The 25,599-nt window shown below is 63.9% G+C and carries 25 protein-coding genes and 1 tRNA gene; 21 read left to right on the top strand and 5 right to left on the bottom strand.

The genetic code is table 11. The annotated features are described in order from the left end of the window. Nucleotides 1-13: 13 nt before the first annotated feature. Nucleotides 14-226 (bottom strand): helix-turn-helix domain-containing protein, encoded by a 213-nt coding sequence (locus V0R59_RS05135; protein ID WP_003282467.1) that lies wholly within the window; start codon nucleotides 224-226, stop codon nucleotides 14-16. Nucleotides 227-374: 148 nt separating this feature from the next. Here V0R59_RS05135 and V0R59_RS05130 point away from each other — a divergent pair, with 148 nt between their 5' ends. From V0R59_RS05130 to V0R59_RS05120, 3 genes are read left to right on the top strand one after another with little or no spacing between them, the layout of a single operon-like run. Then, nucleotides 375-608, top strand: a complete 234-nt coding sequence (locus V0R59_RS05130; RefSeq protein ID WP_003282466.1) for a hypothetical protein — start codon at nucleotides 375-377, stop codon at nucleotides 606-608. Beyond that, entirely contained in the window at nucleotides 601-1,761 is a 1,161-nt protein-coding gene (locus tag V0R59_RS05125; RefSeq protein ID WP_003282465.1) for an Arm DNA-binding domain-containing protein, read from the top strand. Before V0R59_RS05130 ends, V0R59_RS05125 begins: the two co-directional genes overlap by 8 nt. Before the next feature lie 11 nt (nucleotides 1,762-1,772). Beyond that, nucleotides 1,773-2,057, top strand: a complete 285-nt coding sequence (locus tag V0R59_RS05120; protein ID WP_003282464.1) for a hypothetical protein — start codon at nucleotides 1,773-1,775, stop codon at nucleotides 2,055-2,057. Nucleotides 2,058-2,349: 292 nt separating this feature from the next. Here V0R59_RS05120 and V0R59_RS05115 read toward each other — a convergent pair. Then, nucleotides 2,350-2,426, bottom strand: a tRNA-Arg gene (locus V0R59_RS05115). A gap of 283 nt (nucleotides 2,427-2,709) precedes the next feature. Between V0R59_RS05115 and V0R59_RS05110 the strand changes: the two genes are divergently transcribed. From V0R59_RS05110 to V0R59_RS05060, 11 genes are all read left to right on the top strand, one after another. Continuing rightward, a complete protein-coding gene (locus V0R59_RS05110; protein WP_330072649.1) occupies nucleotides 2,710-3,459 on the top strand; it encodes a GntR family transcriptional regulator in 750 nt (249 codons plus the stop codon). Beyond that, nucleotides 3,456-5,180: a fumarate reductase/succinate dehydrogenase flavoprotein subunit gene (locus tag V0R59_RS05105; RefSeq protein ID WP_330072648.1), complete on the top strand. Its 1,725-nt coding sequence runs from the start codon at nucleotides 3,456-3,458 to the stop codon at nucleotides 5,178-5,180. Before V0R59_RS05110 ends, V0R59_RS05105 begins: the two co-directional genes overlap by 4 nt. Before the next feature lie 121 nt (nucleotides 5,181-5,301). Then, complete coding sequence (locus tag V0R59_RS05100; protein WP_009400169.1) at nucleotides 5,302-5,547, top strand: 4Fe-4S dicluster domain-containing protein; 246 nt, start codon at nucleotides 5,302-5,304, stop codon at nucleotides 5,545-5,547. Between the two features lie 117 nt (nucleotides 5,548-5,664). After that, a complete protein-coding gene (locus tag V0R59_RS05095; protein WP_330072647.1) occupies nucleotides 5,665-7,071 on the top strand; it encodes an ABC transporter substrate-binding protein in 1,407 nt (468 codons plus the stop codon). 15 nt (nucleotides 7,072-7,086) lie between these two features. Beyond that, complete coding sequence (locus V0R59_RS05090) at nucleotides 7,087-7,869, top strand: ABC transporter permease (protein WP_330072646.1); 783 nt, start codon at nucleotides 7,087-7,089, stop codon at nucleotides 7,867-7,869. Beyond that, complete coding sequence (locus tag V0R59_RS05085) at nucleotides 7,869-8,726, top strand: ABC transporter ATP-binding protein (RefSeq protein ID WP_330072645.1); 858 nt, start codon at nucleotides 7,869-7,871, stop codon at nucleotides 8,724-8,726. Before V0R59_RS05090 ends, V0R59_RS05085 begins: the two co-directional genes overlap by 1 nt. Beyond that, a complete protein-coding gene (locus V0R59_RS05080) occupies nucleotides 8,723-9,679 on the top strand; it encodes a HEAT repeat domain-containing protein (RefSeq protein WP_330072644.1) in 957 nt (318 codons plus the stop codon). Before V0R59_RS05085 ends, V0R59_RS05080 begins: the two co-directional genes overlap by 4 nt. Next, entirely contained in the window at nucleotides 9,676-9,951 is a 276-nt protein-coding gene (locus tag V0R59_RS05075; protein ID WP_330072643.1) for a DUF971 domain-containing protein, read from the top strand. Before V0R59_RS05080 ends, V0R59_RS05075 begins: the two co-directional genes overlap by 4 nt. A 346-nt stretch (nucleotides 9,952-10,297) precedes the next feature. Then, the gene (gene gabD, locus V0R59_RS05070) at nucleotides 10,298-11,740 is read left to right on the top strand and encodes an NADP-dependent succinate-semialdehyde dehydrogenase (RefSeq protein WP_330072642.1); all 1,443 of its coding nucleotides are present in this window, start codon (nucleotides 10,298-10,300) and stop codon (nucleotides 11,738-11,740) included. Between the two features lie 178 nt (nucleotides 11,741-11,918). Continuing rightward, nucleotides 11,919-13,196: a 4-aminobutyrate--2-oxoglutarate transaminase gene (gabT, locus tag V0R59_RS05065; protein ID WP_330072641.1), complete on the top strand. Its 1,278-nt coding sequence runs from the start codon at nucleotides 11,919-11,921 to the stop codon at nucleotides 13,194-13,196. A gap of 142 nt (nucleotides 13,197-13,338) precedes the next feature. Continuing rightward, nucleotides 13,339-14,547 carry a response regulator gene (locus tag V0R59_RS05060; RefSeq protein ID WP_330072640.1) on the top strand — a complete coding sequence of 403 codons (1,209 nt, stop codon included), beginning with the start codon at nucleotides 13,339-13,341 and terminating at the stop codon, nucleotides 14,545-14,547. 262 nt (nucleotides 14,548-14,809) lie between these two features. Here the strand turns inward: V0R59_RS05060 and V0R59_RS05055 are convergent, their stop codons facing one another. Beyond that, nucleotides 14,810-15,796: a GGDEF domain-containing protein gene (locus V0R59_RS05055; RefSeq protein WP_330072639.1), complete on the bottom strand. Its 987-nt coding sequence runs from the start codon at nucleotides 15,794-15,796 to the stop codon at nucleotides 14,810-14,812. 136 nt (nucleotides 15,797-15,932) lie between these two features. Next, nucleotides 15,933-17,117 carry a delta-9 fatty acid desaturase DesA gene (desA, locus tag V0R59_RS05050; protein ID WP_330072638.1) on the bottom strand — a complete coding sequence of 395 codons (1,185 nt, stop codon included), beginning with the start codon at nucleotides 17,115-17,117 and terminating at the stop codon, nucleotides 15,933-15,935. 149 nt (nucleotides 17,118-17,266) lie between these two features. Here desA and dibA point away from each other — a divergent pair, with 149 nt between their 5' ends. The 6 genes from dibA (at nucleotide 17,267) to V0R59_RS05020 (ending at nucleotide 23,456) form a co-directional block, all read left to right on the top strand. Beyond that, entirely contained in the window at nucleotides 17,267-19,159 is a 1,893-nt protein-coding gene (dibA, locus tag V0R59_RS05045; RefSeq protein WP_330072637.1) for a phosphodiesterase DibA, read from the top strand. A gap of 264 nt (nucleotides 19,160-19,423) precedes the next feature. Further along, entirely contained in the window at nucleotides 19,424-19,606 is a 183-nt protein-coding gene (oscA, locus tag V0R59_RS05040; protein ID WP_007941032.1) for a sulfur starvation response protein OscA, read from the top strand. Between the two features lie 57 nt (nucleotides 19,607-19,663). Continuing rightward, nucleotides 19,664-20,671, top strand: a complete 1,008-nt coding sequence (locus tag V0R59_RS05035; protein WP_330072636.1) for a sulfate ABC transporter substrate-binding protein — start codon at nucleotides 19,664-19,666, stop codon at nucleotides 20,669-20,671. Between the two features lie 87 nt (nucleotides 20,672-20,758). Then, entirely contained in the window at nucleotides 20,759-21,577 is an 819-nt protein-coding gene (cysT, locus tag V0R59_RS05030) for a sulfate ABC transporter permease subunit CysT (protein WP_330072635.1), read from the top strand. A 13-nt stretch (nucleotides 21,578-21,590) separates the two neighbouring features. Then, on the top strand, nucleotides 21,591-22,463 hold the full coding sequence (gene cysW, locus V0R59_RS05025) for a sulfate ABC transporter permease subunit CysW (RefSeq protein WP_330072634.1): 873 nt from the start codon (nucleotides 21,591-21,593) through the stop codon (nucleotides 22,461-22,463). A gap of 3 nt (nucleotides 22,464-22,466) precedes the next feature. Beyond that, nucleotides 22,467-23,456: a sulfate/molybdate ABC transporter ATP-binding protein gene (locus V0R59_RS05020; protein WP_330072633.1), complete on the top strand. Its 990-nt coding sequence runs from the start codon at nucleotides 22,467-22,469 to the stop codon at nucleotides 23,454-23,456. A 102-nt stretch (nucleotides 23,457-23,558) separates the two neighbouring features. Here the strand turns inward: V0R59_RS05020 and V0R59_RS05015 are convergent, their stop codons facing one another. Then, entirely contained in the window at nucleotides 23,559-24,434 is an 876-nt protein-coding gene (locus V0R59_RS05015; protein ID WP_330072632.1) for a LysR family transcriptional regulator, read from the bottom strand. 339 nt (nucleotides 24,435-24,773) lie between these two features. On the opposite strand from V0R59_RS05015, the gene V0R59_RS05010 reads away from it, so the two are divergent. Continuing rightward, nucleotides 24,774-25,586, top strand: coding sequence for an energy transducer TonB (locus V0R59_RS05010; RefSeq protein ID WP_330072631.1), 813 nt, complete (start codon nucleotides 24,774-24,776; stop codon nucleotides 25,584-25,586). Nucleotides 25,587-25,599 lie beyond the last annotated feature (13 nt).

The following is a 25,599-nucleotide window of genomic DNA, read 5'->3' as shown; positions in this document are numbered from 1 at the left end:
GTCCGGAGGGCATTCAGCCCTCCGGATCATCCTGCAGTTCCAGCAACTCACCCACCTCACAGTTCAGGTACTGGCAGATCGTCTCCAGGTCCTTGAGCTCCACCCGTTGCGCGGTCTCGTGATAGAGCCGCGTGAGGGTTCCGCGGTTGATCCCCGTGTCCCTAACCACGTCACTTATCTTCAATTTCCGCTCACCGAGTAGGCGAGATAAATGGCACTTGACCATCTCAATCTCCAAAAAATGATCTTCTAGAGATCATTTTGTACTTGCAAAGCCCAAAATGAGCGTTATATTGATCTTTAGGAGATCATTATGAGCTATCAGGAGCTCATAAGAATCCGCTGTCGTTCAATTTAGCAGAGAGGGCATTGCTATGTCTCACACCTATCTGACCACCGAGGAGCTGGCCACGCGTATGAAGTACGACGTGCGCACCATCCGTAACCGCCTGAAGGACTCGGTACTGCTCGAAGGCATCCATTACTTCCGCCCGTTTGGTGGTCGAAAGATCCTGTTCATTTGGGAGGCCATCGAAAAGGACATGCAGAAGCATTCCCGCACCTCCAGTTTGATACCTATGGCCGGCGGAGGCATTTGCCATGGGTAAGATTCGTGCCCGTGCCGACAACGAGAAGTTGTTCTTCGACTTCACTTATCTGGACAAACGCTGCCGTGAGCAAACCACGTTGCCTGATACGCCGGCCAATCGAAAAAAGCTGGAGAAAATCCTTGAGCGTATTGAGGCAGAAATCACGCTGGGAAGCTTCGACTATGCCACTTACTTTCCGCAAAGCAGCAAGGTTCAGGAGTTCGCAAGACTGCGGGCTGGCTGCGCGATATTGAAGACTCCACCATTTAGGGACTTCGCCGAACGCTGGTTCGACGAAAAGCGTGTGGAGTGGCGCGACACACATACAACGACGGTACGTCAGACCCTTGATAAATACCTGCTACCAACATTCGGCAGACAAGAAGTCAGCGCCATCACCAAGGCAGAAATCCTGTCCTTCCGCTCGGCACTCGGCAAAGTTCCCGGGCTGAAGGGGCAGGCTCTGTCAGCGACGCGAATCAACCACATCATGACGCCATTGCGCATGATCCTTAGTGAGGCGGCTGACCGGTTTGAGTTTACTTCACCGTACCTCAACATCAAATCGCTGAAGGTTCCCAAGACCGATGTGGAGCCGTTCACTCTGGATGAAGTGCTGCAGATTCTCGGTGCCGTGCGCGAGGACTTCCGCAACTACTACACGGTGCGCTTCTTCACCGGGATGCGCACGGGAGAAGTCGACGGCCTGCAGTGGAAATTCGTCGACTTTCAGAGGCGGCAAATCCTTATCCGCGAAACTTGGGTCGGTGGCCGGCTCGACTACACGAAGAATGACGGCTCGCAACGCGAAATCGACATGTCTGGCCCGGTGTACAAGGCCCTGCTCGATCAGCAGAAGAAGACGGGGAGTGGTCAGTTCGTCTTCTGTTCTCGGGAAGGTACGCCTTTTTCGTACCGCAACATCAACAACAGGGTTTGGTTTCCGCTGCTGCGTCATCTGGGGCTGCGCCAGCGACGCCCTTACCAGACCCGCCATACGGCTGCGACCCTTTGGCTGGCTGCAGGCGAAAACCCGGAGTGGATTGCCCGGCAGATGGGCCACACAACTACAGAGATGCTGTTCCGCGTCTACTCGCGCTACGTGCCTAACTTGACCCGACGTGACGGAAGCGCCTTCGACAATCTGATCCAAGCCAATTTGAAGGACTGAGGAGTACTCACATGAAATTGATCAACCGCAGCAACGTCACGTACCTGCATCCGGCGATGGAAGCTCGTGAACACCAGTACTTGAAGCATTTGGCTTCTGCCATGAGCCACTACCTCGAGAGCCCCAACGGCAATGAACTGGTCTGCATCCTTGGCTCCGGCTACGAGAAGAACAACCGCCAGGCGCTCGATACCTGGGTCGCCTATCACCGTAATGAGGTCTTCGAGAAACGGTTGGAGGGGCGCAGCCCGCTGGACTTCCTGATCGAAAAGCTGGAGAGCATGCTCAACAACTAAAGTAACGAAGGGGCCGAAAGGCCCCTTCTGCTTAGGTGCTTTCAGATGGGTTGGGAGTTGTGCCTGATTGTGGCTAATACTCAATCTCTGCGAAGTAACCGGCATGCCATCTCACCGTGCGGCACGCTTTGGGCACAGAATTGGCACAGCCTGAAAAGCCGCCGCTAGATGACACTGAGGGCAGTGCTCATCGCAGCCTGAGAGCTGGCATCAAGGGAATTTTGCTGGAGGGCGCCGATTCAGCAGCGGAAGCGGCGAAGCCTTAGAAAAAGGCCATTGAATCAAGAGGATATGGCGCACCTGGCGGGATTCGAACCCACGACCCTTGCCTTCGGAGGGCAATACTCTATCCAGCTGAGCTACAGGTGCGTATGTGTTGCGGCGAACTATTTGACCACTAGCCTGCACCCTTCTCAACTCGATGATCACTGCCTTCGGAGGGCAGTACTCTATCCAGCTGAGCTACGAGTGCAACGCGGGCGCCATGATACCCATCTTGGTGTATGGCGTCCATCGCCTTGATCTTCGGCCTTTTTCCCCTGCCACCCCGGACTATCTATATTCGATATCGGTATTTCCTCGCCCTCCGTTAGATCGCCTACTCTCTCGTCACAACTTGTTATAACAAATCACCGATCCAGTGAAGAGAACCATGGCCGAACTGCTCCCCCTGTCCCCGGTACCGCTCTACTCCCAGCTCAAGGAACTGCTGCGCGAGCGCATCCTCGATGGCACCTATCCGCCCCACAGCCGCATGCCTTCGGAGGCGGAGCTGGGCAAGGCGTTCGAGGTCAGCCGCATCACCGTGCGCCAGGCGCTGGGCGACCTGCAGAAAGAGGGGCTGATCTTCAAGATCCACGGCAAGGGCACCTTCGTCGCCAAGCCCAAGGCGTTCCAGAACGTCAGCACCCTGCAAGGCCTGGCCGAGTCGATGACGCAGATGGGCTACGAGGTTATCAACCGCCTGCGCAGCCTGCGCCATGTGCCGGCCAATGCCCTGGTGGCGGCACGCTTGCAGATCGAGGAGGGCGCGCCGGTCACCGAGATCCGCCGGGTGCGCCTGATCAACCGCGAGCCGGTGTCGCTGGAGCTGACCTGGCTGCCCCGGGCCGTCGGCGAAAAGCTGGAGAAGGCCGACCTGGTGACCCGCGACATCTTCCTGGTCCTGGAAAACGACTGCGGCATCGCCCTCGGCCACGCCGACCTGGCCATCGACGCGGTGCTCGCCGACAGCGACCTGACCCAGGCGCTGGAAGTGGAAGAGGGCTCGCCGATCATGCGCATCGAGCGTCTTACCCACGCCGCCGACGGCACGCCGCTGGACTTCGAACACCTCTATTACCGCGGCGACGCCTTCCAGTATCGCCTGCGCATCGACCGGCAGAAGGGGCCCAAGGCATGAGCATCGCGACCCAGGACTACGACATCGTCATCATCGGCGGCGGCACCGCCGGGCCCATGGCTGCGATCAAGGCCAAGGAGCAGGACAAGAGTTTGCGCGTGCTGCTGCTGGACAAGGCCAACGTCAAGCGCAGCGGCGCCATCAGCATGGGCATGGACGGCCTGAACAACGCGATCATTCCCGGCCATGCCACGCCGGAGCAGTACACCAAGGAAATCACCGTGGCCAACGACGGCATCGTCAACCAGGCTGCCGTGCATGCCTACGCCACCAAGAGCTTCGAAACCATCGAGCAACTGGACCGCTGGGGCGTGAAGTTCGAGAAGGACGAGACTGGCGACTACGCAGTGAAGAAGGTCCACCACATGGGCGCCTATGTGCTGCCGATGCCGGAAGGGCACGACATCAAGAAGGTGCTGTACCGCCAGCTCAAGCGCGCTCGGGTCGAGATCAGCAACCGCATGGTCTGCACCCGCGTGCTGCTGGATGGCGAGGGCGCTGCCGCCGGCGTGCTCGGCTTCGATTGTCGCAGCGGTGAGTTCAAGGTGATCCGCGCCAAGGCCGTGATCCTCGCCTGCGGCGCCGCCGGGCGCCTCGGCCTGCCGTCGTCGGGCTACCTGATGGGCACCTACGAGAACCCGACCAATGCCGGCGACGGCTATGCCATGGCCTATCACGCCGGGGCCGAGCTGGCGAACCTCGAATGTTTCCAGATCAACCCGCTGATCAAGGACTACAACGGCCCGGCCTGCGCCTACGTCACCGGCCCGCTGGGCGGCTACACCGCCAACAGCAAGGGCGAACGCTTCATCGAGTGCGACTACTGGAGCGGACAGATGATGTGGGAGTTCCACCAGGAGCTGGAAGGCGGCAACGGCCCGGTGTTCCTCAAGCTCGATCACCTGGCCGAGGAAACCATCCAGAACATCGAGGAAATCCTGCACAGCAACGAGCGCCCGAGCCGCGGCCAGTTCCACGCCAACCGCGGTACCGACTACCGCCAGCACATGGTGGAGATGCATATCTCCGAGATCGGCTTCTGCTCGGGGCATTCGGCGTCCGGGGTGTGGGTCAACGAGAAGGCCGAGACCAGCGTCAAGGGCCTGTATGCCGCCGGCGACATGGCGGCGGTGCCGCACAACTACATGCTCGGCGCCTTTACCTACGGCTGGTTCGCCGGGGTCAACGCGGCGCATTACGTGGCCGGGCGTGACTTCGCCGAGGTCGACGAAGCCCAGGTCGAGCGTGAGCGCGAGCGGGTATTCGCACCGCTGAACCGCGAGCACGGCCTGCCGCCGGCGCAGGTCGAGTACAAGCTGCGGCGCATGGTCAACGACTACCTGCAGCCGCCCAAGGTGACCAAGAAGATGGAAATCGGCCTGGCCCGCTTCGCCGAGATCGAGCGCGACCTGGCGCAGATGAAGGCGCACAACCCGCACGAGCTGATGCGGGCGATGGAAGTGGCGGTGATCCGCGACTGCGCCGAAATGGCGGCGCGGGCCTCGTTGTTCCGCGAGGAGAGCCGGTGGGGGCTGTATCACCACCGGGTGGACTTCCCCGAGCGCAATGATGGCGAGTGGTTCTGCCATTGCCATCTCAAGAAGGGTGAAGACGGTGAGATGACCAGTTTCAAGAAGGCGGTCGAGCCGTACCTGATTGCATTGGATGCCGATGAGCAGACGGCCTATGAGCGGCTGCGCGTCCGGGTCGATGCCGCCTGATTTTGTGCTGCTCTTGCGGGCCTCATCGCTGGCTTGCCAGCGATGAGGCCATCAGCCACCCCACAAGCCTTGTTGTCAGACACAGATAAAGAGAGCCAAAGGCTCCAAGGACACCGTGAACATGGCCTACCAAGCCCAGGACATCTTCTTCAGGAGCAGTGCCCCGGTCACCATCGACGAGGACAAGTGCATCGCCGAAAAAGGCTGCACCGTCTGCGTCGAGGTCTGCCCCATGGACCTGCTGGCGATCAACCCGGCCACCCAGAAGGCCTACATGGCCTTCGACGAGTGCTGGTACTGCATGCCCTGCGAGAAGGACTGCCCCACCGGCGCGGTCAAGGTAGAGATTCCCTACCTGCTGCGCTGAGCTAACCCCGCCATCCGGCCGAACCACCGGACGCCCATCCCGATGCCCCTCGTTTCCCACCACCCGACCCGGTGGCGGAGACGATTCCAATACCTAACGATTCGAGGGGAAACACCCATGCGCCTTGCAACCACCGTGGCCGGCCTCGCGCTGGCGATCGCCAGCCTCAACGCCAGCGCCGAGACCATCCGCGTCGCCATCGGCACCCAGGACACCACCATCAACTGCGCCACCGGCGGCCTGCTGATCCGCGAGCTGGGCCTGCTCGACAAGTACCTGCCCCATGACGGCAAGTACAAGGACGCCAAGTACCAGATCGAATGGAAGAACTTCACCAGCGGCGCACCGCTGACCAACGAGATGGTCGCCGGCAAGCTGGACTTCGGCGCCATGGCCGACTTCCCCGGCTCGTTCAACGGCGTCGCCCATCTCGACGCGGGCAAGCGCAGCCTGTTCATCAGCGTGCTGTCCGGCAGCGTCCACGGCAGCGGCAACGGCATCGTCGTGCCGGCGGCCTCCAGCGTGCAGTCGCTGGCCGAGCTGAAGGGCAAGACCATCTCCGTGCCGTTCGCCTCCACCGCCCATGGCATGCTCCTGCGCGCCATCGCCGCCCAGGGCTGGGACCCGCAGAAGGACGTGAAGATCATCGCCCAGGCCCCGGAGATCGCCGGCTCTGCACTGCGCAGCAACCGCATCGAGGCCCACGCCGACTTCGTGCCGTTCGCCGAGCTGTTCCCCAACCGTGGCTTCGCCCGCAAGATCTACGATGGCGCCCAGGCCAACGCGCCGACCTTCCACGGCGCGCTGGTGGATGCCGACTACGCGAAGAAATACCCGGAAGTGGTCACCGCCTACCTGCGCGCCAGCCTCGAAGCCGACCGCCTGATCGCTGCCGAGCCGGAGAAGTACAGCGAGCTGATCGAGAAGGTCACCGGCATCGAGGCCGAGGTCAACTACCTGTTCCACGGCCCGCTTGGCCTGCAGACCCGCGACCTGACCTGGAAGCCCGAGTACCGCCAGGCGGTGGCGACCTCCATCGACACCCTCAAGCTGCTGAAGAAGACCGACCGCGGCCTGGACACCGACAAGTTCATCGACGACCAGTACATCCGCGCCGCCTTCAAGCAGGCCGGCCAGGACTACGACATCGCGCTGAAGAACTACGCACCGCTGCCGCTCACGGCCAACGACGCGCTGACCGGCAAGCCGATCAGCGACTTCAGCCGCCTGGCGCAGATCTGGGTGCGCGGCGAGGACAAGGTCCGCCACTACGCCTCGCCGGAAGCCGCACTCGGTGCCCTGGCCCAACTGGAGCAGGAGGGCAAGGACATCCGCGCCATCTACGCCCAGGCGGCGGACAGCGGCATCAAGCTGCTGGCCAACCAGGCCTGGTTCGTGCGCAACGGCCAGGGCCAATTGTCTGCCTTCCTGCTCAAGGACCAGGCCGTGCAATACGCCAAGGCCCATGGCGGCGAGGCCGTGGACTTCGTCGACGCCAGCCGCAAGCTGGTCGCCCAGCGCTGACCGGAGGCCACCCGCATGACCAGCAACCTGATCCGCTGGCCCGTGCGCGTGGCATCGCTGCTGGCCTGCCTGTTGTTCTGGCAGGTCGCGGCGCGCCACAAGCTCGACCTGGGCCTGTTCACCTTCACCTATGTGCCGACGCCAGGTGCGGTGCTCGACGCCGCCTGGCAGCTGTTCACCTCCAGCACCCTGCTCATGCATCTGGCAAGCAGCCTGTCGCGGGTGTTTTCCGGCTACCTGCTGGCGGCCGTGCTGGGCGTTGGCCTTGGCCTGCTGATCGGCCGCTCGCGCTGGGCCGAAGACACGCTGCTGCCGCCCCTGGAAGTGCTGCGACCGATTCCGGCGGTGGCGTGGATTCCGCTGGCGATCCTGATGTTCCCATCGTCCGAGTTGTCCATGGTCTTCATCACCTTCACCGGCGCGCTGTTCCCGGTGTTGCTCAACACCGTGCATGGCGTCGAGGCGGTGGACCCGCGGCTGGTGGCGTCGGCGCGCAGCCTCGGCGCCGGGCGCTGGGCGATCCTGGGTGAAGTGGTGCTGCCGGGTGCCTTGCCGAGCATCGTCACTGGCTTGGCGATCGGCATGGGCACCTCGTGGTTCTGCCTGGTCACCGCCGAGATGATCTCCGGGCAGTTCGGCATCGGCTACTACACCTGGGAGTCCTACACCTTGCAGAACTACCCGGACATCATTGTCGGCATGCTCCTGATCGGCGTGCTGGGCATGGGCAGCAGCGCCCTGGTCAAGCGCCTCGGCGCGCTGGCCACGCCCTGGTACCGCGTGCGGAGGGCGTCCTGATGACGAGTTATCAACAGGCCCCGGAGCCGGGGCGCATCGATGCACGCGGCGTGTCCATCCGCCTGGGCCAGGGCAACCAGGCCTTCGAGGCGGTGCAGGCGCTGGATTTCGCCATCGAGCCGGGGGAGTTCGTGTGCATCCTGGGGCCGTCCGGTTGCGGCAAGTCCACCTTGCTCGGGGCGCTGGCCGGGCACCTGGTGCCCAGTGGCGGCGAGTTGCTGGTGGATGGTCGCACCGTCGACGGCCCGTCGCCGCAGCGCGGCATGGTCTTCCAGCACCACACCCTGCTGCCGTGGCGCAGCGTGCTGGACAACGTCGCCTTCGGCCTGAAGATGCAGGGCCAGGGCAAAGCCGAGCGGCAGCGCCGCGCCCTGGAGATGCTGCAGCTGGTGGGGCTTTCCGACTTTGCCGAACGCTGGCCCAGCCAGTTGTCCGGCGGCATGCAGCAGCGCGCCGAGATCGCCCGGGTGCTGATCAACCGGCCACGCCTGCTGCTGATGGACGAACCCTTCGGCGCCCTCGATGCGCAGACCCGCTCGCGCATGCAGGAACTGCTGCTGGATATCTGGACGCGGATCCGCACCACCGTGGTCTTCGTCACCCACGATATCGACGAGGCGCTGTTCCTCGCCGACCGCATCCTGGTGATGAGCCCGCGTCCCGGGCGCTTCATCGAAGACCTGCGCCTGAGCTTTCCCCGTCCGCGGCACGCCAGCCTGCTGACCAGCCCGGCCTTCACCCACCTCAAGCGTCACTGCCTGGCCCTGCTGCGCCACGAAGAGGGCCGCGAACTGCCGCGCCTGACCCCGCTCGGCCTGCCGGACAGCGACCCTCCACCGTTACGGATTGCCCTATGAGCGAAAGAACCAGCGACAACCCCGACATTCTTGAACTGCTGCCGCGCCTCAACGACACCGATGCTGCCGTGCGCCGCATTGCCCTGATCGAGCTCGCCGACCTGGAAGAACCCGACGGCCTGCCATGGCTGACCGATGCCCTGCTGGTGGACCCGGCGGCCCAGGTACGTGCCGAGGCGGCGCGGCTGCTGGAGGCCTGGGAGGATCCGGAAGTGGTGCAGGGTCTGTGTGCGGCCCTGGCCGACAGCGCCGAACCGGTACGGCTGGCGGCGGCGCAGAGTCTCAGCGAATTGAAGAGCCTGGAGGCCGGCCAGTTGATCCTGCCGTGGGTCAAGCATGCCGATGCCTTTGTCCGCGCCAGTGCCTTGCGCGCCCTGCGCGAGCTGCGCCTGGAAGACGCGGCAGGGCCGGCGCTGCTGGCGCTTGGGGATAGCGACGCAGCGGTGCGCCGCGAGGCGGTGGGCATTCTTGGCTGGCTCAAGCACCAACCGGCGTTGCCGGCGCTGGCGCGGCTGGCGGCCGAGGAACCGGATACCGAGGTTCGCCGTGCCGCCATCGGCGCCCTTGGCCTGGCTCGCGACAGCGGCGTCCTTGAGGCCCTGACCGCCGCCCTGCGCGACCAGGCCTGGCAGGTGCGCGAGGAAGCGGCGACCACGCTGGGCAAGGTCGGGCACGAGGCGGCCGGTCCGGCGCTGATTGATGCCCTGCAGGACGGCTACTGGCAGGTGCGCCTGCGGGCGGCACGGTCCCTGGGGCGCCTGCGCCATCGACCGGCGTTGGTCGGCCTGGCCGAACTGCTCGGCCACGGCATCGCCAACCTGCGCAAGGAAGCGGCGCTGGCCTTGGGTGAGTTGGGTGATGCGGCGGCGCTGCCGGCCCTGCGCGCCGCCGAAGCGGACGCCGACCCCGAGGTGCGCAAGGCCGTGCGCATTGCCTTGGTGCAGTTGCAGTGAACGTACCCCGTGGCGTACGCAACCGGCGCGAGCACGGCGAGCTGGTCCTGCAATGGGATGACGGCGAGCAGGTGATCAGCCATGCCCGGCTGCGCGGCGCCTGCCCCTGTTCGCAATGTCGAGCAGGGCGGCTGGGCGGGCGCATCGACCTGGTCGCCGAAACGGTGCGGGTGGAACGGGTCGAAGGGCAGGGCTATGGTGTCCAGTTGGTGTTCAGCGATGGGCATGAGCGGGGGATCTATCCCTGGGCCTATCTGAAGGCTCTGGGTTAGCTGGTGTTGCTGATGGCCCCATCGCTGGCAAGCCAGCTCCCACAGGGTTAGCGGTGCATGCAGTTCCTGTGGGAGCTGGCTTGCCAGCGATGAGGCCAGTGAGAACACCGCCGGTCGAGAAGTCCAACCGGCTGTTCAGTCAATCGTTCTTTTTTTCAAACGCCCTATTGTCCTTTTAGGGAGTTGCTCCTAGGATTCGTTCGAGATTTCAAACGCTCGACGCCTGCGAGTGGAACATTGGCCCGAATCCGGTGCCTCAATTCCTACAGGCTGGTGCCCACGCCGGGCACTGACTCCACAATCAATAATTCGCGCCGTCCGTGCACGGTGTTCAAGGGAAGTCGACATGCAGCTCAAAGACACTCAGTTGTTCCGTCAGCAAGCCTTCATCAACGGTGAGTGGCTGGATGCGGACAGCGGCCAGACCATCAAGGTGACCAACCCGGCCACCGGCGAAGTCATTGGTACCGTGCCGAAAATGGGCGCTGCCGAAACCCGCCGTGCCATCGAAGCCGCCGACAAGGCCCTGCCGGCCTGGCGTGCCCTGACTGCCAAAGAGCGTGCTGGCAAGCTGCGCCGCTGGTTCGAGCTGATGATCGAGAACCAGGACGACCTGGCCCGCCTGATGACCACCGAGCAAGGCAAGCCACTGGCCGAAGCCAAGGGCGAGATCGCCTACGCTGCCTCGTTCATCGAGTGGTTCGCCGAGGAAGCCAAGCGCGTCTACGGCGACGTCATCCCTGGCCACCAGCCGGACAAGCGCCTGATCGTCATCAAGCAGCCGATCGGCGTTACCGCCGCCATCACCCCGTGGAACTTCCCGGCGGCGATGATCACCCGTAAAGCCGGCCCGGCCCTGGCCGCTGGCTGCACCATGGTGCTCAAGCCTGCTTCGCAAACCCCGTACTCCGCCCTGGCCCTGGTCGAGCTGGCTACCCGTGCCGGCATCCCGGCTGGCGTGCTGAGCGTGATCACCGGCAGCGCCGGCGAAGTCGGTTCCGAGCTGACCGGCAACTCCCTGGTGCGCAAGCTGTCCTTCACTGGCTCGACCGAAATCGGTCGCCAGCTGATGGAAGAATGCGCCAAGGACATCAAGAAGGTTTCCCTGGAGCTGGGCGGCAACGCTCCGTTCATCGTGTTCGACGACGCCGACCTGGACAAGGCCGTCGAGGGCGCGATCATCTCCAAGTACCGCAACAACGGCCAGACCTGCGTCTGCGCCAACCGCATCTACGTGCAGGACGGTGTCTACGACGCCTTCGCCGAGAAGCTGAAAGCCGCGGTCGCCAAGCTGAAGATCGGCAACGGTCTGGAAGAAGGCACCACCACCGGCCCGCTGATCGACGGCAAGGCCGTGGCCAAGGTCCAGGAGCACATCGAAGACGCAGTCTCGAAAGGCGCCAAGGTCCTGTCCGGCGGCAAGCTGATCGAAGGCAACTTCTTCGAGCCGACCATCCTGGTCGACGTGCCGAAGACCGCTGCCGTTGCCAAGGAAGAGACCTTCGGCCCGCTGGCGCCGCTGTTCCGCTTCAAGGACGAGGCCGAAGTCATCGCCATGTCCAACGACACCGAGTTCGGCCTGGCCTCGTACTTCTACGCCCGTGACATGAGCCGTGTGTTCCGTGTCGCCGAAGCGCTGGAATACGGCATGGTCGGCATCAACACCGGCCTGATCTCCAACGAGGTCGCGCCGTTCGGTGGTATCAAGGCGTCGGGCCTGGGCCGTGAAGGTTCCAAGTACGGCATCGAGGACTACCTGGAAATCAAGTACCTGTGCCTCAGCATCTGAGTCGCGGTTAAGGCTTTACCTCTGCCAGCGGGGCGCGAGAGCGACGTCTCGCTGGCCTTTTTTACACAGGAACACCCGGCGGCCCGGGCCACGCCAGCAGTCGATCAACGAATACTGCCTGCCGTGAATACCGGTCGCCAATCTGAACTCGCCGCCCAAGCGGCGAATTGAGGACACTATGAGCAAGACCAACGAATCCCTGATGCAGCGTCGCGTCAATGCCGTTCCACGCGGTGTAGGCCAGATCCACCCGATCTTCGTCGATACCGCGAAGAACTCCACCGTGATCGACGTTGAAGGCCGCGAACTGATCGACTTCGCCGGCGGCATCGCAGTACTGAACACCGGTCACCTGCACCCGAAAGTGGTTGCCGCTGTCCAGGAACAGCTGACCAAGGTCAGCCACACCTGCTTCCAGGTCCTGGCCTACGAGCCGTACGTCGAGCTGTGCGAGAAGATCAACGCTCGCGTTCCAGGTGACTTCGCCAAGAAGACCCTGCTGGTCACCACCGGCTCCGAAGCCGTTGAAAACGCCGTCAAGATCGCCCGTGCAGCCACCGGCCGCGCTGGCGTGATCGCCTTCACCGGCGGCTACCACGGCCGCACCATGATGACCCTGGGCCTGACCGGCAAGGTCGTGCCTTACTCCGCAGGCATGGGCCTGATGCCAGGCGGCATCTTCCGCGCACTGTTCCCGAACGAGCTGCACGGCGTGAGCGTCGACGAGTCGATCGCTTCCATCGAGCGCATCTTCAAGAACGACGCCGAGCCACGTGACATCGCCGCGATCATCATCGAGCCAGTCCAGGGCGAGGGCGGTTTCCTGCCTGCGCCGAAAGAGCTGATGAAGCGTCTGCGCGCCCTGTGCGACCAGCACGGCATCCTGCTGATCGCCGACGAAGTGCAGACCGGCGCTGGCCGTACCGGCACCTTCTTCGCCATGGAGCAGATGGGCGTCGCGCCTGACCTGACCACCTTCGCCAAGTCCATCGCTGGCGGCTTCCCGCTGGCCGGTGTGTGCGGCAAGGCCGAATACATGGACGCCATCGCCCCGGGTGGCCTGGGCGGCACCTACGCCGGTTCGCCGATCGCTTGCGCCGCGGCCCTGGCCGTGATCGAAGTGTTCGAGGAAGAGAAACTGCTGGAGCGCAGCCAGGCCGTTGGCGAGCGTCTGGTTGCCGGCCTGAAGGAAATCCAGGCCAAGCACCCGATCATCGGTGACGTGCGTGCCCTGGGCTCGATGATCGCTGTGGAAGTCTTCGAGAAAGGCACCCACACCCCGAACGCTGCCGCGGTCAACGCCGTGGTCGCCAAGGCGCGTGACAAGGGCCTGATCCTGCTGTCCTGCGGCACCTACGGCAACGTCCTGCGTATCCTGGTTCCGCTGACCGCCGAAGACGCGCTGCTGGACAAAGGCCTGGCCATCATCGAAGAGTGCTTCGCTGAACTCGCCTGATCTGTGACGCGTTAGAAAAAAACCCGCTCCGGCGGGTTTTTTTTCGTCTCCGGGATGAACTTTGAGCGCTAAGGTTTCTAAGGGTTACAGGAGAGGTACCGGAAGGTACGCTGGAACGCGTCATGGTTGTAAGGAGATCCCGATGACTGCTGTAGACCTCGCCGCCGCGCCCAAGGTGATGATTGCCGAGGGAGACCCGTGGGTGCGCGACATGCTGACCCAGATGCTGCTCAGCGTCCGTTGCGACGCCGAAGTGAAGGTCTGTGCCAATGGCAACGAAGCGCTGGACGGGCTGGCGAGCAAGCCCGACCTGATCATCGCCGCCCGCGAGCTGCCGGGGCTCGATGGCCTCGACCTGCTGCGCAAGGTGCGTTCGCGGCCGCGCACGCCGGCGTTGCCGTTCATCATCATCAGCAGCCGCAGCGACGTGAACAGCGTGCGCGAGGCGCTGCCGCTGGCGCCGACGGCGTACCTGAGCAAGCCGCTGAACCTCGACCTGTTGCGCCAGCGCCTGGAAGAACAGTTGCTCAAGGTGGGCGAGTCGGTTTCCTGCGAGGTGCCGGCGCTGCGGGCCGGGCTGACCTTGCCGCGCTTCATCGAGGAACACCGCGCCACCGCCGATGGCGGGCCGCTGTTCGCCGACGTGCAGCAGGCGATCAAGCGCGCCCTGAACCCCCAGGGCCTGGACCTGCGGGTGCTGGAAGAGGAAGTGCGCGAAGACCCGCAGATTACCGCCGTACTGATCGCTGCCGCCAACAGCGCGGCCCTGCACCGCGAGGGTAACGTGCAGACGCTGATGCAGGCGCTGAACAAGCTGGGGACGACCCAGAGCATGAATTTGATCCTTGGCCTGGCGCTCAAGCGCAGCGCGAAGCTCAGCGACCCGTTGCTGGGCCGCTATGCCGAGGACTACTGGAACCTGTCGCTGCGCTGCGCCGAATATGGGCGCAACCTGGCGCAGATGCTGGAACTGGACCATGAACGCTGCTATTGCGCCGGATTGCTGCATTGCCTGGGCGACCTGGCGCTGTTGCGCTGCCTGCAGGAGTGGCGGCTGGCGGGAGGCGAGCTGGACGAGAACGAGATCGAGCTGTCGCTGAACCAGTCAGGGGCGGCGTATGGCTCGGCGTTGCGCACGCGCTGGCGCTTGCCGCTGGAGCTGCGCGAGCTGATCGCGGCGATCTACCAGCTGGGTGGCGGGGTGTACTCGCGGGAAGACCTGGTGATGAACCTGGCCGGGCAGCTGGCGCGGCTGGGGGCGGAGGATGGGCTGGAAGAGATTGCCGCCGGCAAGACGGCCAGGTTGCTCAAGGTGGGCAGGGCGGAGCTGGCCCGACTGCGCAAGGAATAGGCCTTTCCTTGATCTTTCGGGCCTTATCGCGGCATCGGTATCTACACATGTTGGGTGGGGTGCAACGCGGTCGGTGTGGGAGCGGATTCATCCGCGATCGGCGGCGAAGCCGTCGTAAAACCTTAATCCCGAGCCTTTCTGACACACCGAGAGCACCGGTTTTATGGCCGCTTCGCGCCCAATCGCGGATGAATCCGCTCCCACCTGGTCCGTGTTGCGCCTGATTGAGATGTTTAGATACCCATGCAGCAAGCCAGCACCATTACCCCAGGACTATCTGGTTCTTCCCCTGTCGCTTCGCCTGGTACATCGCCGCATCCGCCCGGGCGAACAGATCGTCCAGCAGGCCATCGCCGTCGGCCATCCCGGTCAACCCCTGGCTCACCGTCACGCCATAGGTCTGCCCCTCGTGGCTGAAGCTCAGCCGCTGGATCTCGCGCTGCAAGCGCTGCGCCACCTGCATCGCCATTTCCGGCGGGCACCCGGGGAACACCGCGGCAAATTCCTCGCCGCCAATCCGCCCGAACAGGTCGCCCCGGCGCAACGCCGCCTTGCCGCTGTCGGCGATGCGCTGCAGCACCTGGTCGCCTTCGGGATGGCCGTAAGTGTCGTTCACCTGCTTGAAGTCATCGATGTCCAGCAACAGGAACGACAACGGCGCACCTTCCGCCCGGGCCTTGTCGAAGGCCTGCTCGGCGCATTCGAAGAAGTGCCGGCGGTTGCTGCTCTGGGTCAGCACGTCGGTGGTGGCCAGGCGCTGCAGCTCGCCTTCGAGCTGCTTCTTCTCGGTGATGTCCTCGGCCATGCCGACCACGATGACCCGCTGGCCTTCGCTCTGCTGGTTGATGAAGCACTTGTCGCTCAGCCAGCGCACCTGGCCGTCGGCGGCGATGATGCGGTACTCGCGATCCTCCACCGCGCCCTTGACCAGCACGTCGGCGAGGGTGCGCTCGGCGTAGTCGAGGTCGTCGGGGTAGATCGCGTCGCGCCATTGGTTGTAGTCGGCCAGCAACAGGCTCGCCGAGCGCCCGAAGATGCGCTCGTAGGCCGGGCTGACGTACAGCACCTGGCGGGTTTCCCAGTCGAAGGCCCAGAGCACGGCGTTGACGCTGTCCAGCAGCGAGCTGAACAGCTGTTCGCGCTCGCTCAGGCGCGCGACTTCACCCTGGGCGTGCATCAGGGCCAGCAGGGTCTGGGCTGCCTCGGGAGGCGGATTGAACGGCGGGGACGGCGTGGTGATCTTGACCATGTTCGCAGTACTTCTAGTAAGGCGCTGGGGGCCACGGCCCGGCCCGCCAGGCGGGCGACATATCTGGTAAGAACTTGATTCGGGAGGGAAGTTCCGGAACGGGCGCCCCAGGGCGGGGCGCTCCGATCAGTGGCCGTCAGGCCAGGGCAGGGCGCAGCGAGTAGGTCTTCAGTTGCGCGGCGAACTCACGCAGCGAGTGGATGCCGCTGGCTTCGGCCTCGTGCACCCAGTCCTTGATCGCCGCGAGCATGTCGTGGCCGTTGGCACTGGTACGGGCCCAGATCTGCTGCAGGGCCAGGCGCTTCTCGTAGATCACCTTGAGCGCGTGGCTGTGCTCCAGCATGGTCTGGATGCGCTGGTGGTGACGGTCTTCCAGCAGGCTGGTCTCCCGCGACAGCAGGCGCTTGGCGCGGCGGAACTGGTGGCGTACCGAGTCATCGACCCTGGCCAGCTCCTGCTTCACCAGCGGGCCGATCACCAGCTTGCGGTACTGGGCCATGATCTGGAAGCGGTTGTTGAGGATGGCCATGGCGGTGTCCATGTCCAGCTGGCCCTTGCCCTCGACGCGGTGGGCGATCGGCGCGACGCGCTGCACCTTGGCCAGGCGCAGCCAGGTGAACAGCTTGATCCAGGCCCAGCCCATGTCGAACTCCCAGCGCTTGACCGAAAGCTTGGCCGAGTTGGGGTAGGTGTGATGGTTGTTGTGCAGTTCCTCGCCACCGATGACGATGCCCCACGGCACCAGGTTGGTGGCGGCGTCGCGGCATTCGAAGTTACGGTAGCCCACTGCATGGCCCAGGCCGTTGACCACGCCGGCGGCCCAGAACGGAATCCACATCATCTGCACGGCCCAGATGGTGATGCCGATGGTGCCGAACAACAGCAGGTCGATCACCGCCATCAGGGCGATGCCACCAAGCTTGTAGCGCGAATAGAGATTGCGCTCGATCCAGTCCTCGGGGCAGTTCTTGCCGTAGATGCGCAGGGTTTCCGGGTTGCGCGCCTCTTCGCGGTACAGCTCGGCGCCCTTGCGCAGCACGGTGGACAGGCCCTTGATCACCGGGCTGTGTGGGTCGTCCTCGGTTTCGCACTTGGCGTGGTGCTTGCGGTGGACGGCGGTCCACTCGCGGGTGTTCTGCGCCGTGGTCAGCCACAGCCAGAAACGGAAGAAGTGCTTGAGCCCGGCGTTCAGCTCCAGGGAGCGGTGGGCCGAGTAGCGATGCAGATAGACCGTGACCGCGACGATGGTCACGTGGGTCATCAGCAGGGTGACCGCCAGCAGTTGCCAGGCCGACAGGTCGAGTAAACCGTAGTACCACATAGGTGGGAGTGCCCTCTTAGAGCGGTTGGACAGCGATCGACATTATTACCACGATGTCAAATAAAACCAGTCGGCCTTTTAGATAGGAGGTCAACCGGGAAAAGTGTCCCTATAATGCCCCATCTTTTGATGTGGGCATCCGAGACGCTATGTCTGTTTCCGCACGAGACGCCTTGCGCATGGCCGCGCTGTACCTGGTGCTGTCGCTGTTGTGGCTGGTCGTATCTGATCAAATATTAAGCAGTGTTTTCGATGATCCGGTGGAAAAGGCCAGCTGGCAGCTGATCAATGCCTACACCTGGGCGGCCTGCAGCGCCGTGCTGATCTTCCTGTCGCGGGTGCGCCTGCTCAACTTCATCGGCCTTGGCGCGCGTCTGCGCCGCGAGGACCGCGAACGCCTGCGCATGGCCGCGGCGGTGTTCGACAGCACCCTGGAAGGCGTGCTGGTCAGCGACCGCGACGGCATCATCGTCCACGTCAACCGCGCCTTCATGAACATCACGGGCTACCAGCGCGAGGAAGTCATCGGCCAGCGCCCGAACAAGTTCAAGTCCGGCCGCCACGACAAGGCGTTCTACGACACCATGTACGCCGCCCTGGACAGCAAGGGCGAGTGGAGCGGCGAGGTGTGGAACCGGCGCAAGAGCGGCGAGGTGTACCCGCAGTGGCAGACCATCTGCGCGATCCGCGACGATGGCGGCGAACTGACCCACTATGTCGCCGTGTTCAGCGATATCAGCGCGATCAAGCATACCGAGCGCGAGCTGGCCTTCCTGGTTCACCACGATCCGCTGACCAACCTGCCCAACCGCCTGCTGTTCAACGACCGCGCCGCCCAGGCGCTGGCGGCGGCGCAGGCCAACAAGCGTGGTTGCGCGCTGCTCTTGCTCGACCTCGACCATTTCCAGAGCATCAACGACAGCCTCGGCCACAACATCGGCGACCAGTTGCTCAAGGCCGTGGCCGACCGTCTCAAGCTGGTGATCGATCCTGGCGTCACCCTGGCCCGGCTGGGCGGCGACGAATTCGCCATCCTCAGCGAGAACTGCGCCCAGGTGGGGCAGGCGGCGGACCTCGCGCAACTGATCGTCAATGTCCTGAAAGAGCCCTACGAGCTGGACAACCACCGCCTGTTCAGCAGTGTCAGCATCGGTATCAGCCTGTTCCCCAGCGATGCGCAGAGTGCCGAACAACTGCTGCGCAATGCCGACGCGGCGCTGTTCAAGGCCAAGGCCAACGGCCGTTCCGGCTACGCGCTGTACACCGAGGAACTGACCGCCCATGCCCAGCAGCGGGTGGAAACCGCCAGCGAGCTGCGCCGGGCCCTGGAGCAGGGCGAGTTGCGGGTCTACTACCAGCCGGTACACGACCTGTTCAGCGGCAAGATGGTCGGTGCCGAGGCCCTGGTGCGCTGGCTGCACCCGCAGCGCGGGCTGGTGCCGCCGGGGGAGTTCATCCCCATCGCCGAGCGCACCGGGCTGATCGCCGATATCGACATGTGGGTGATGCGCCAGTCCTGCCAACAGATGGTGCGCTGGCTGGGCGAGGGCAAGGTGCTCGATTTCGTCGCCTGCAACGTCTCCAGCCGCCTGTTCGCTCATCGCGAGATGTACAAGCAGGTGGCGCAGGTGCTCGACGACACCGGGCTTGAGCCGTCGCGGCTGGAGGTCGAGGTGACCGAGAGCGCGGTGATGGACGATCCGGAGGTGGCGCTGGAGCAACTGCATCGCTTGCGCGACCTGGGGCTGCGCCTGGCCATCGACGACTTCGGTACCGGCTATTCGTCGTTGTTGCGGCTCAAGCGCCTGCCGGTGCAGAAGCTGAAGATCGACCAGGGCTTCGTCGCCGGGTTGCCCAACGACGACGATGACGTGGCCATCGTGCGGGTGATCATCGCGCTGGCGCGGAGCATGGGCATGCAGATCCATGCCGAGGGCATCGAGCAGTCCGAGCAGGCGCGCTTCCTGCTGGAGCACCAGTGCGACATGGGCCAGGGCTACTGGTATGGGCGGCCGGTGCCGCCGCAGGATCTGCGCTGGTAGACACCCTTCGGGGATGACACGGCCTTTGTGGGAGCGGGTTCACCCGCGATGACGGCGGTGAAGCCACCGACGCTATCGCGGGTGAACCCGCTCCCACAGGGGGGCTGCGGCGTCTCATGGAAAAGATCATCAATTCAGCTATATAAAAATTCTTAAATAGTATTTTTAAGAATATTCAGCCCCCCATAAGATTGCTCCCACACCAGGCGCAGTCACCTTCCTACCTTGCTGCTCCCGGGCCCCCACACTCAAAGGAGCACGAGCATGAGCGCATCTCTGCGTAGCGTTGACGGTCAGGACGAAGCAACCATCCTGCGCGAAATCCAGAGCGCACTGCGTGACCTGCGTTTCGGCGCGGTGGAGATCACCGTACACAACGCTCAGGTCGTGCAGATCGAACGCAAGGAAAAATTCCGCCTGCAGAACCCGGGCAACAAACCGAGCTGAAGCTCGCCGCCACCGGGTCATACCTAACTAGAAAAAAGCCAAATCGGGAGCTTCACCATGTCTATCCGCCGTTATGCCCTGGCCGCACTCGCCAGTGCTGTTTTTGCCGGTTCCGCCATCGCCAAGGACTACGAACTGTTGAACGTGTCCTACGACCCAACCCGTGAGCTGTACCAGCAGTACAACGCCGAGTTCATCAAGCACTGGCAACAGGCCAACCCAGGCGACAAGGTGAAGATCCAGCAATCCCACGGCGGCTCGGGCAAGCAGGCCCGCGCGGTGATCGACGGCCTGCGCGCCGACGTGGTGACCCTGGCCCTGGCCGGCGACATCGACGAAGTGGCCAAGCTCGGCAAGACCCTGCCGGAGAACTGGCAGACCCGTCTGCCGGACGCCAGCACCCCGTACACCTCGACCATCGTGTTCCTGGTGCGCAAGGGCAACCCGAAAGGCATCAAGGACTGGGGCGACCTGATCAAGAAGGACGTCTCCGTCATCACCCCGAACCCGAAAACCTCCGGCGGCGCCCGCTGGAACTTCCTCGCCGCCTGGGCCTACGGCCTGAAAGCCGGCGGCAGCGACGCCAAGGCCCAGGAATACGTGAAGGAGCTGTTCAAGCACGTGCCGGTCCTGGACACCGGTGCCCGCGGCTCGACCATCACCTTCGTCAACAACGGCCAGGGCGACGTCCTGCTGGCCTGGGAAAACGAAGCCTTCCTGGCGCTGAAGGAAGACGGTGGCAGCGACAAGTTCGAGATCGTCGTGCCGTCCCTGTCGATCCTTGCCGAGCCGCCAGTGGCCGTGGTCGACAAGAACGCCGAGAAGAAGGGCAACGAGAAGATCGCCGAGGAATACCTCAAGTACCTGTACAGCCCGGCCGGCCAGAAGATCGCCGCCGACAACTTCTACCGCCCGCGTGACGAGAAAGTCGCTGCCGAGTACGCCAAGCAGTTCCCGAAACTGGACCTGGTGACTATCGACAAAGACTTCGGTGGCTGGAAGACTGCCCAACCCAAGTTCTTCAATGATGGTGGTGTGTTCGACCAGATCTACTCGGCGCAGTGATCGCGCCTGACTAGAATGCTCGCCGTTTCGTAGCCAGCATGGGCCCGGGCTTAGTCCCGGGCTTCGTGCGTTCAACCAGGGACCTATATGTCACGTCGTATATCCCCCGTCATACCCGGCTTCGGGCTGACGCTGGGCTACACCTTGGTGTACCTCAGTCTGATTGTGCTCATACCGCTGGGAGCCATGTTCGTGCATGCCTCGCAGCTCACCTGGGAGCAGTTCTGGAACATCGTCAGCGCCCCGCGAGTCCTCGCCGCGCTGAAGCTGAGTTTCGGCACCGCTCTCTGCGCCGCCATCATCAATGGCCTGATCGGTACCCTGCTGGCCTGGGTGCTGGTGCGCTACACCTTCCCCGGACGCAAGATCATCGACGCGATGATCGACCTGCCGTTCGCCCTGCCCACCGCCGTCGCCGGCATTGCCCTGACTGCCCTGTATGCCCCGTCCGGCTGGGTCGGCCAGTTCGCCACCGACCTCGGCTTCAAGATCGCCTACACCCCGCTTGGCATCACCCTGGCACTGACCTTCGTCACCCTGCCGTTCGTGGTGCGCACGGTGCAGCCGGTACTCGCCGACATCCCCCGGGAAGTCGAAGAGGCCGCCGCCTGCCTGGGAGCCAAGCCGCTGCAGGTGTTCCGTCACGTGCTGATGCCGGCGCTGCTGCCCGCCTGGCTGACCGGCTTCGCCCTGGCCTTCGCCCGCGGCGTCGGCGAGTACGGCTCGGTGATCTTCATCGCCGGCAACATGCCGATGAAGACCGAGATCCTGCCGCTGCTGATCATGGTCAAGCTGGACCAGTACGACTACACCGGCGCCACTGCCATCGGCGTGCTGATGCTGGTGGTTTCCTTCATCCTGCTGCTGCTGATCAACCTGCTGCAGCGGCGCATCGAAACCCCTTGAAGGAGGCCTGAGCATGTCTGCATCCGCAATTGGCGCGGCCGCTTCGGCCAACGCCGCCCGCCGTGGCAGCGCCACTGCCCGGCGCGTGCTGATCGGCCTTGGCTGGCTGATCTTCGCCCTGTTCCTCCTGCTGCCGCTGGTGATCGTGGTGTCCCAGGGCCTGAAGATGGGCCTGGGCACCTTCTTCGAAGCGATCTTCGAAGCCGACGCCCTGTCCGCCCTGAAACTGACCCTGCTCGCGGTGGCCATCTCGGTGCCGCTGAACCTGGTGTTCGGTGTCTGCGCGGCCTGGTGCGTGAGCAAGTACAACTTCCGCGGCAAAAGCGTGCTGGTCACCCTGATCGACCTGCCGTTCTCGGTCTCGCCGGTGATCGCGGGTCTCGTCTACGTGCTGATGTTCGGTGCCCAGGGCCTGTTCGGGCCGTGGCTGCAGGACCACGACATCCAGATCGTCTTCGCCTTGCCGGGCATCGTCCTGGCGACGATCTTCGTCACCGTGCCCTTCGTCGCCCGTGAACTGATCCCGCTGATGCAGGAACAGGGCACCCAGGAAGAGGAGGCCGCGCGCCTGCTCGGCGCCAACGGCTGGCAGATGTTCTGGCACGTGACCCTGCCGAACATCAAGTGGGGCCTGATCTACGGCGTGGTGCTGTGTACCGCGCGGGCGATGGGCGAGTTCGGCGCGGTGTCGGTGGTGTCCGGCCACATCCGTGGCGTGACCAACACCCTGCCGCTGCATGTCGAGATCCTCTACAACGAATACAACCATGTCGCGGCCTTCAGCGTGGCCAGCCTGCTGCTGATCCTGGCGCTCTTCATCCTGCTGCTCAAGCAGTGGAGCGAGAACCGCATTAACCGTCTGCGCCACAGTGCGGCGGAGGAATAATTCATGTCGATCGAAGTTCGTAACGTCAGCAAGCGCTTCAACAGCTTCCAGGCCCTGGACAACATCAACCTGGATATCAACAGCGGCGAGCTGGTGGCCCTGCTCGGCCCGTCCGGCTGCGGCAAGACCACCCTGCTGCGCATCATCGCCGGCCTTGAAACCCCGGACAGCGGCAATATCGTCTTCCATGGCGAGGACGTGTCCGGCCACGACGTGCGCGACCGCAACGTCGGTTTCGTGTTCCAGCACTACGCGCTGTTCCGCCACATGAGCGTGTTCGACAACGTCGCCTTCGGCCTGCGCATGAAGCCCAAGGGCGAGCGGCCGAGCGAGAGCAAGATCGCCGAGAAGGTCCATGAGCTGCTGAACATGGTCCAGCTCGACTGGCTCTCCGACCGTTACCCGGAGCAGCTGTCCGGTGGCCAGCGCCAGCGTATCGCCCTGGCCCGTGCCCTGGCGGTGGAGCCCAAGGTACTGCTGCTGGACGAGCCGTTCGGTGCGCTGGATGCCAAGGTGCGCAAGGAGCTGCGCCGCTGGCTGGCGCGGCTGCACGAGGACATCAACCTGACCTCCGTGTTCGTCACCCACGACCAGGAAGAAGCCATGGAAGTGGCGGACCGCATCGTGGTGATGAACAAGGGCGTGATCGAGCAGATCGGTTCGCCGGGCGAGGTCTACGAGAACCCGGCCAGCGATTTCGTCTACCACTTCCTCGGCGACTCCAACCGCCTGCACCTGAGCGACAACCATCATGTGCTGTTCCGTCCGCACGAAGTGTCGCTGTCGCGGCATGAAGTGGAAGGCCATCATGTGGCGGAAGTGCGGGATATCCGGCCGCTGGGCGCGACCACCCGGGTGACCCTGAAGGTGGAAGGGCAGAACGAGCTGATCGAGGCGGAAGTGGTCAAGGACCATGACAGCCTGACCGGCCTGGCGCGCGGCGAGACCTTGTTCTTCAAGCCGAAGGTCTGGCAGAAGGTCGAGAATATCTGAGGCCTTCAGGGCCTCATCGCGGGTGAACCCGCTCCCACAGGGCATGCAGTCTGTGGGAGCGGGTTCACCCGCGATAGAGCCCTTGAATCCACCCGGAATCGATCAGACCGCTACCAGTCCAAGATCCATCCCATCCCCCGCCTGATCTACCTCCAGAACCCGCTCCAGCATGGCCTGCGCCAACGGCGACAAGCGCTGCCGCGCCCGACTGACGATGCCGTAGCGCGCCTCGCCAATCTCCCAGCCCTCGACCTTCAGCCGCACCAGCCCGGTATCCCCGTGGCCGACGCCCAAGGCATTCGACCCCAGCACCAGCGCCCGCAGCCCCTGGCTATCGGCGCATTCAAGGGTGGCCAGCAACGGTTCCAGGCTCGGCTCTCCGCTGGGGACCGCCAGCGGCCAGGCCTGCAAGGCCTCGCTGTCGATATTGTCTTGTCGGGCCAGCGGATGCCCGGCCCGACAACTGATCTGCCATGGTCGCGCGCGCAGCTGTACGACCCGGAACGTCGAATCCTCCTCGAACGCCCGGCAGTCGGCGACGAAGAACTCCAGCACCTCCGCCTGCAAGCGCTTGCCCAGGCGGGTCGGGGTATCGACCTCGAACTGCACCCGCGCTCGCGGATAACGCTCGATAAACCCCGTCAGCGCCTGCGGCACCAATCCGCCCGCCAGCGCCGGTACACAGCCAAAGCGCAGTTCCCCCGCCTCCAGATCATTGAACTGGCGAATCTCGTTGCTCAACTGATGCGCGCCACTCACCAGCCGGCGCGCGTGCTCCAGCACCACCAGCCCTTGCCGGGTCGGCGCCAGGTCCTTGCTCGCGCGGTCCACCAACTGACAGCCGACACTCAGCTCCAGCGCCTGGATGCTGCGGCTGAACGCGGATTGTGAAAGGCGCACCGAACCCGCCGCAGCGACGAAGCTGCGGTGTTCGGCAAGGGCGAGGAGGTGGCGCAACTGGCGCAGGTCGATGTGCATGGCACACCTTATAAAGGCAATCATTTATTCAGTAAAAGCATGTAAAAACATAAATAAAGAACTGAAATGCATATGATTTCAGTCAGGGAAACTGCCGATTTCCCATGCCTTTGGGGAATATTTTTCATGCAGCAAAGGCATGGCGAAATGCCTTGTTCGCTACAGCCCTTGATCTGCAAGGGCTGCAGCGATCGGTCAAAACAATATATTCCTGAAAATTCTATCCATAACTTCAAAGATTACTTTCGGAGATAAGCGCCTGCCACGGATCATTCCTGCCAAGCGAAGGCTCACTCAACCGCCTTCGATGGAATGCACCGAACCCCCAGGAGTTGATCAATGGGTAATGTCCAGACCGCCGCCAGCGCCCGTGACGTGCTGTGGCGCCCGACGCCGGGCGAACTGGTGGATATTGGCCGGCCGCACCGTTCGCCGCTCGGGCAGCAGCGCTTGCAGCGGGCGCCGCGCAGTGCGCTGAAGCGTCGCGAGAAAGTCCTGTTGGGGATTTTCGCCTTGGTCCTGCATGGCGCGGCCGCGTACTGGATCAGCCAGAAGCCGACGCCGGTGCTGCCGGTGGTGCCGCCGGAAATTCCGCCGATGACCATCGAGTTTTCCCAGCCGGCGCCGCCGGTGGTCGAGCCGCCTCCACCCGTGGTCGAACCGCCGCCGCCGGTGGTGGAGCCGCCACCGCCGGTCGAGGACGAACTGGCGGTGAAGCCGCCGCCGCCCAAGCCGGTGCCGAAACCCAAGCCAAAGCCCGTGCCCAAGCCGACGCCCAAGCCCGAGCCGAAGCCGGTGGAACAGCCGCCAGCGCCGACGCCACCCACCCCGGCACCACCCGCGCCACCGGCTCCGCCAGCGCCTGCACCGGTGACCCCGGCCTCGGCCAACGCCGCGTACCTGAAGAACCCGGCGCCGGAATACCCGTCGCTGGCCCAGCGTCGCGGCTGGGAAGGCACGGTGCTGTTGCGGGTCAAGGTGCTCGCCAGCGGCAAGCCCGGCGAGATCCAGATCCAGAAAAGCAGCGGTCGCCAGCAACTCGATGACGCCGCGCTGGCTGCGGTGAAGCGCTGGAGCTTCGTGCCGGCCAAGCAGGGCGATGTACCCCAGGAAGGCTGGGTGAGCGTGCCCATCGATTTCAAGATTCGCTAACCCAAATTCGCGC

This window comes from Pseudomonas ulcerans, assembly GCF_036324125.1.
Lineage (GTDB): Bacteria > Pseudomonadota > Gammaproteobacteria > Pseudomonadales > Pseudomonadaceae > Aquipseudomonas > Aquipseudomonas ulcerans.
The sequence above is the reverse complement of the archived record's forward strand: the minus strand, read 5'-3'. Positions and strand labels throughout refer to the sequence as shown.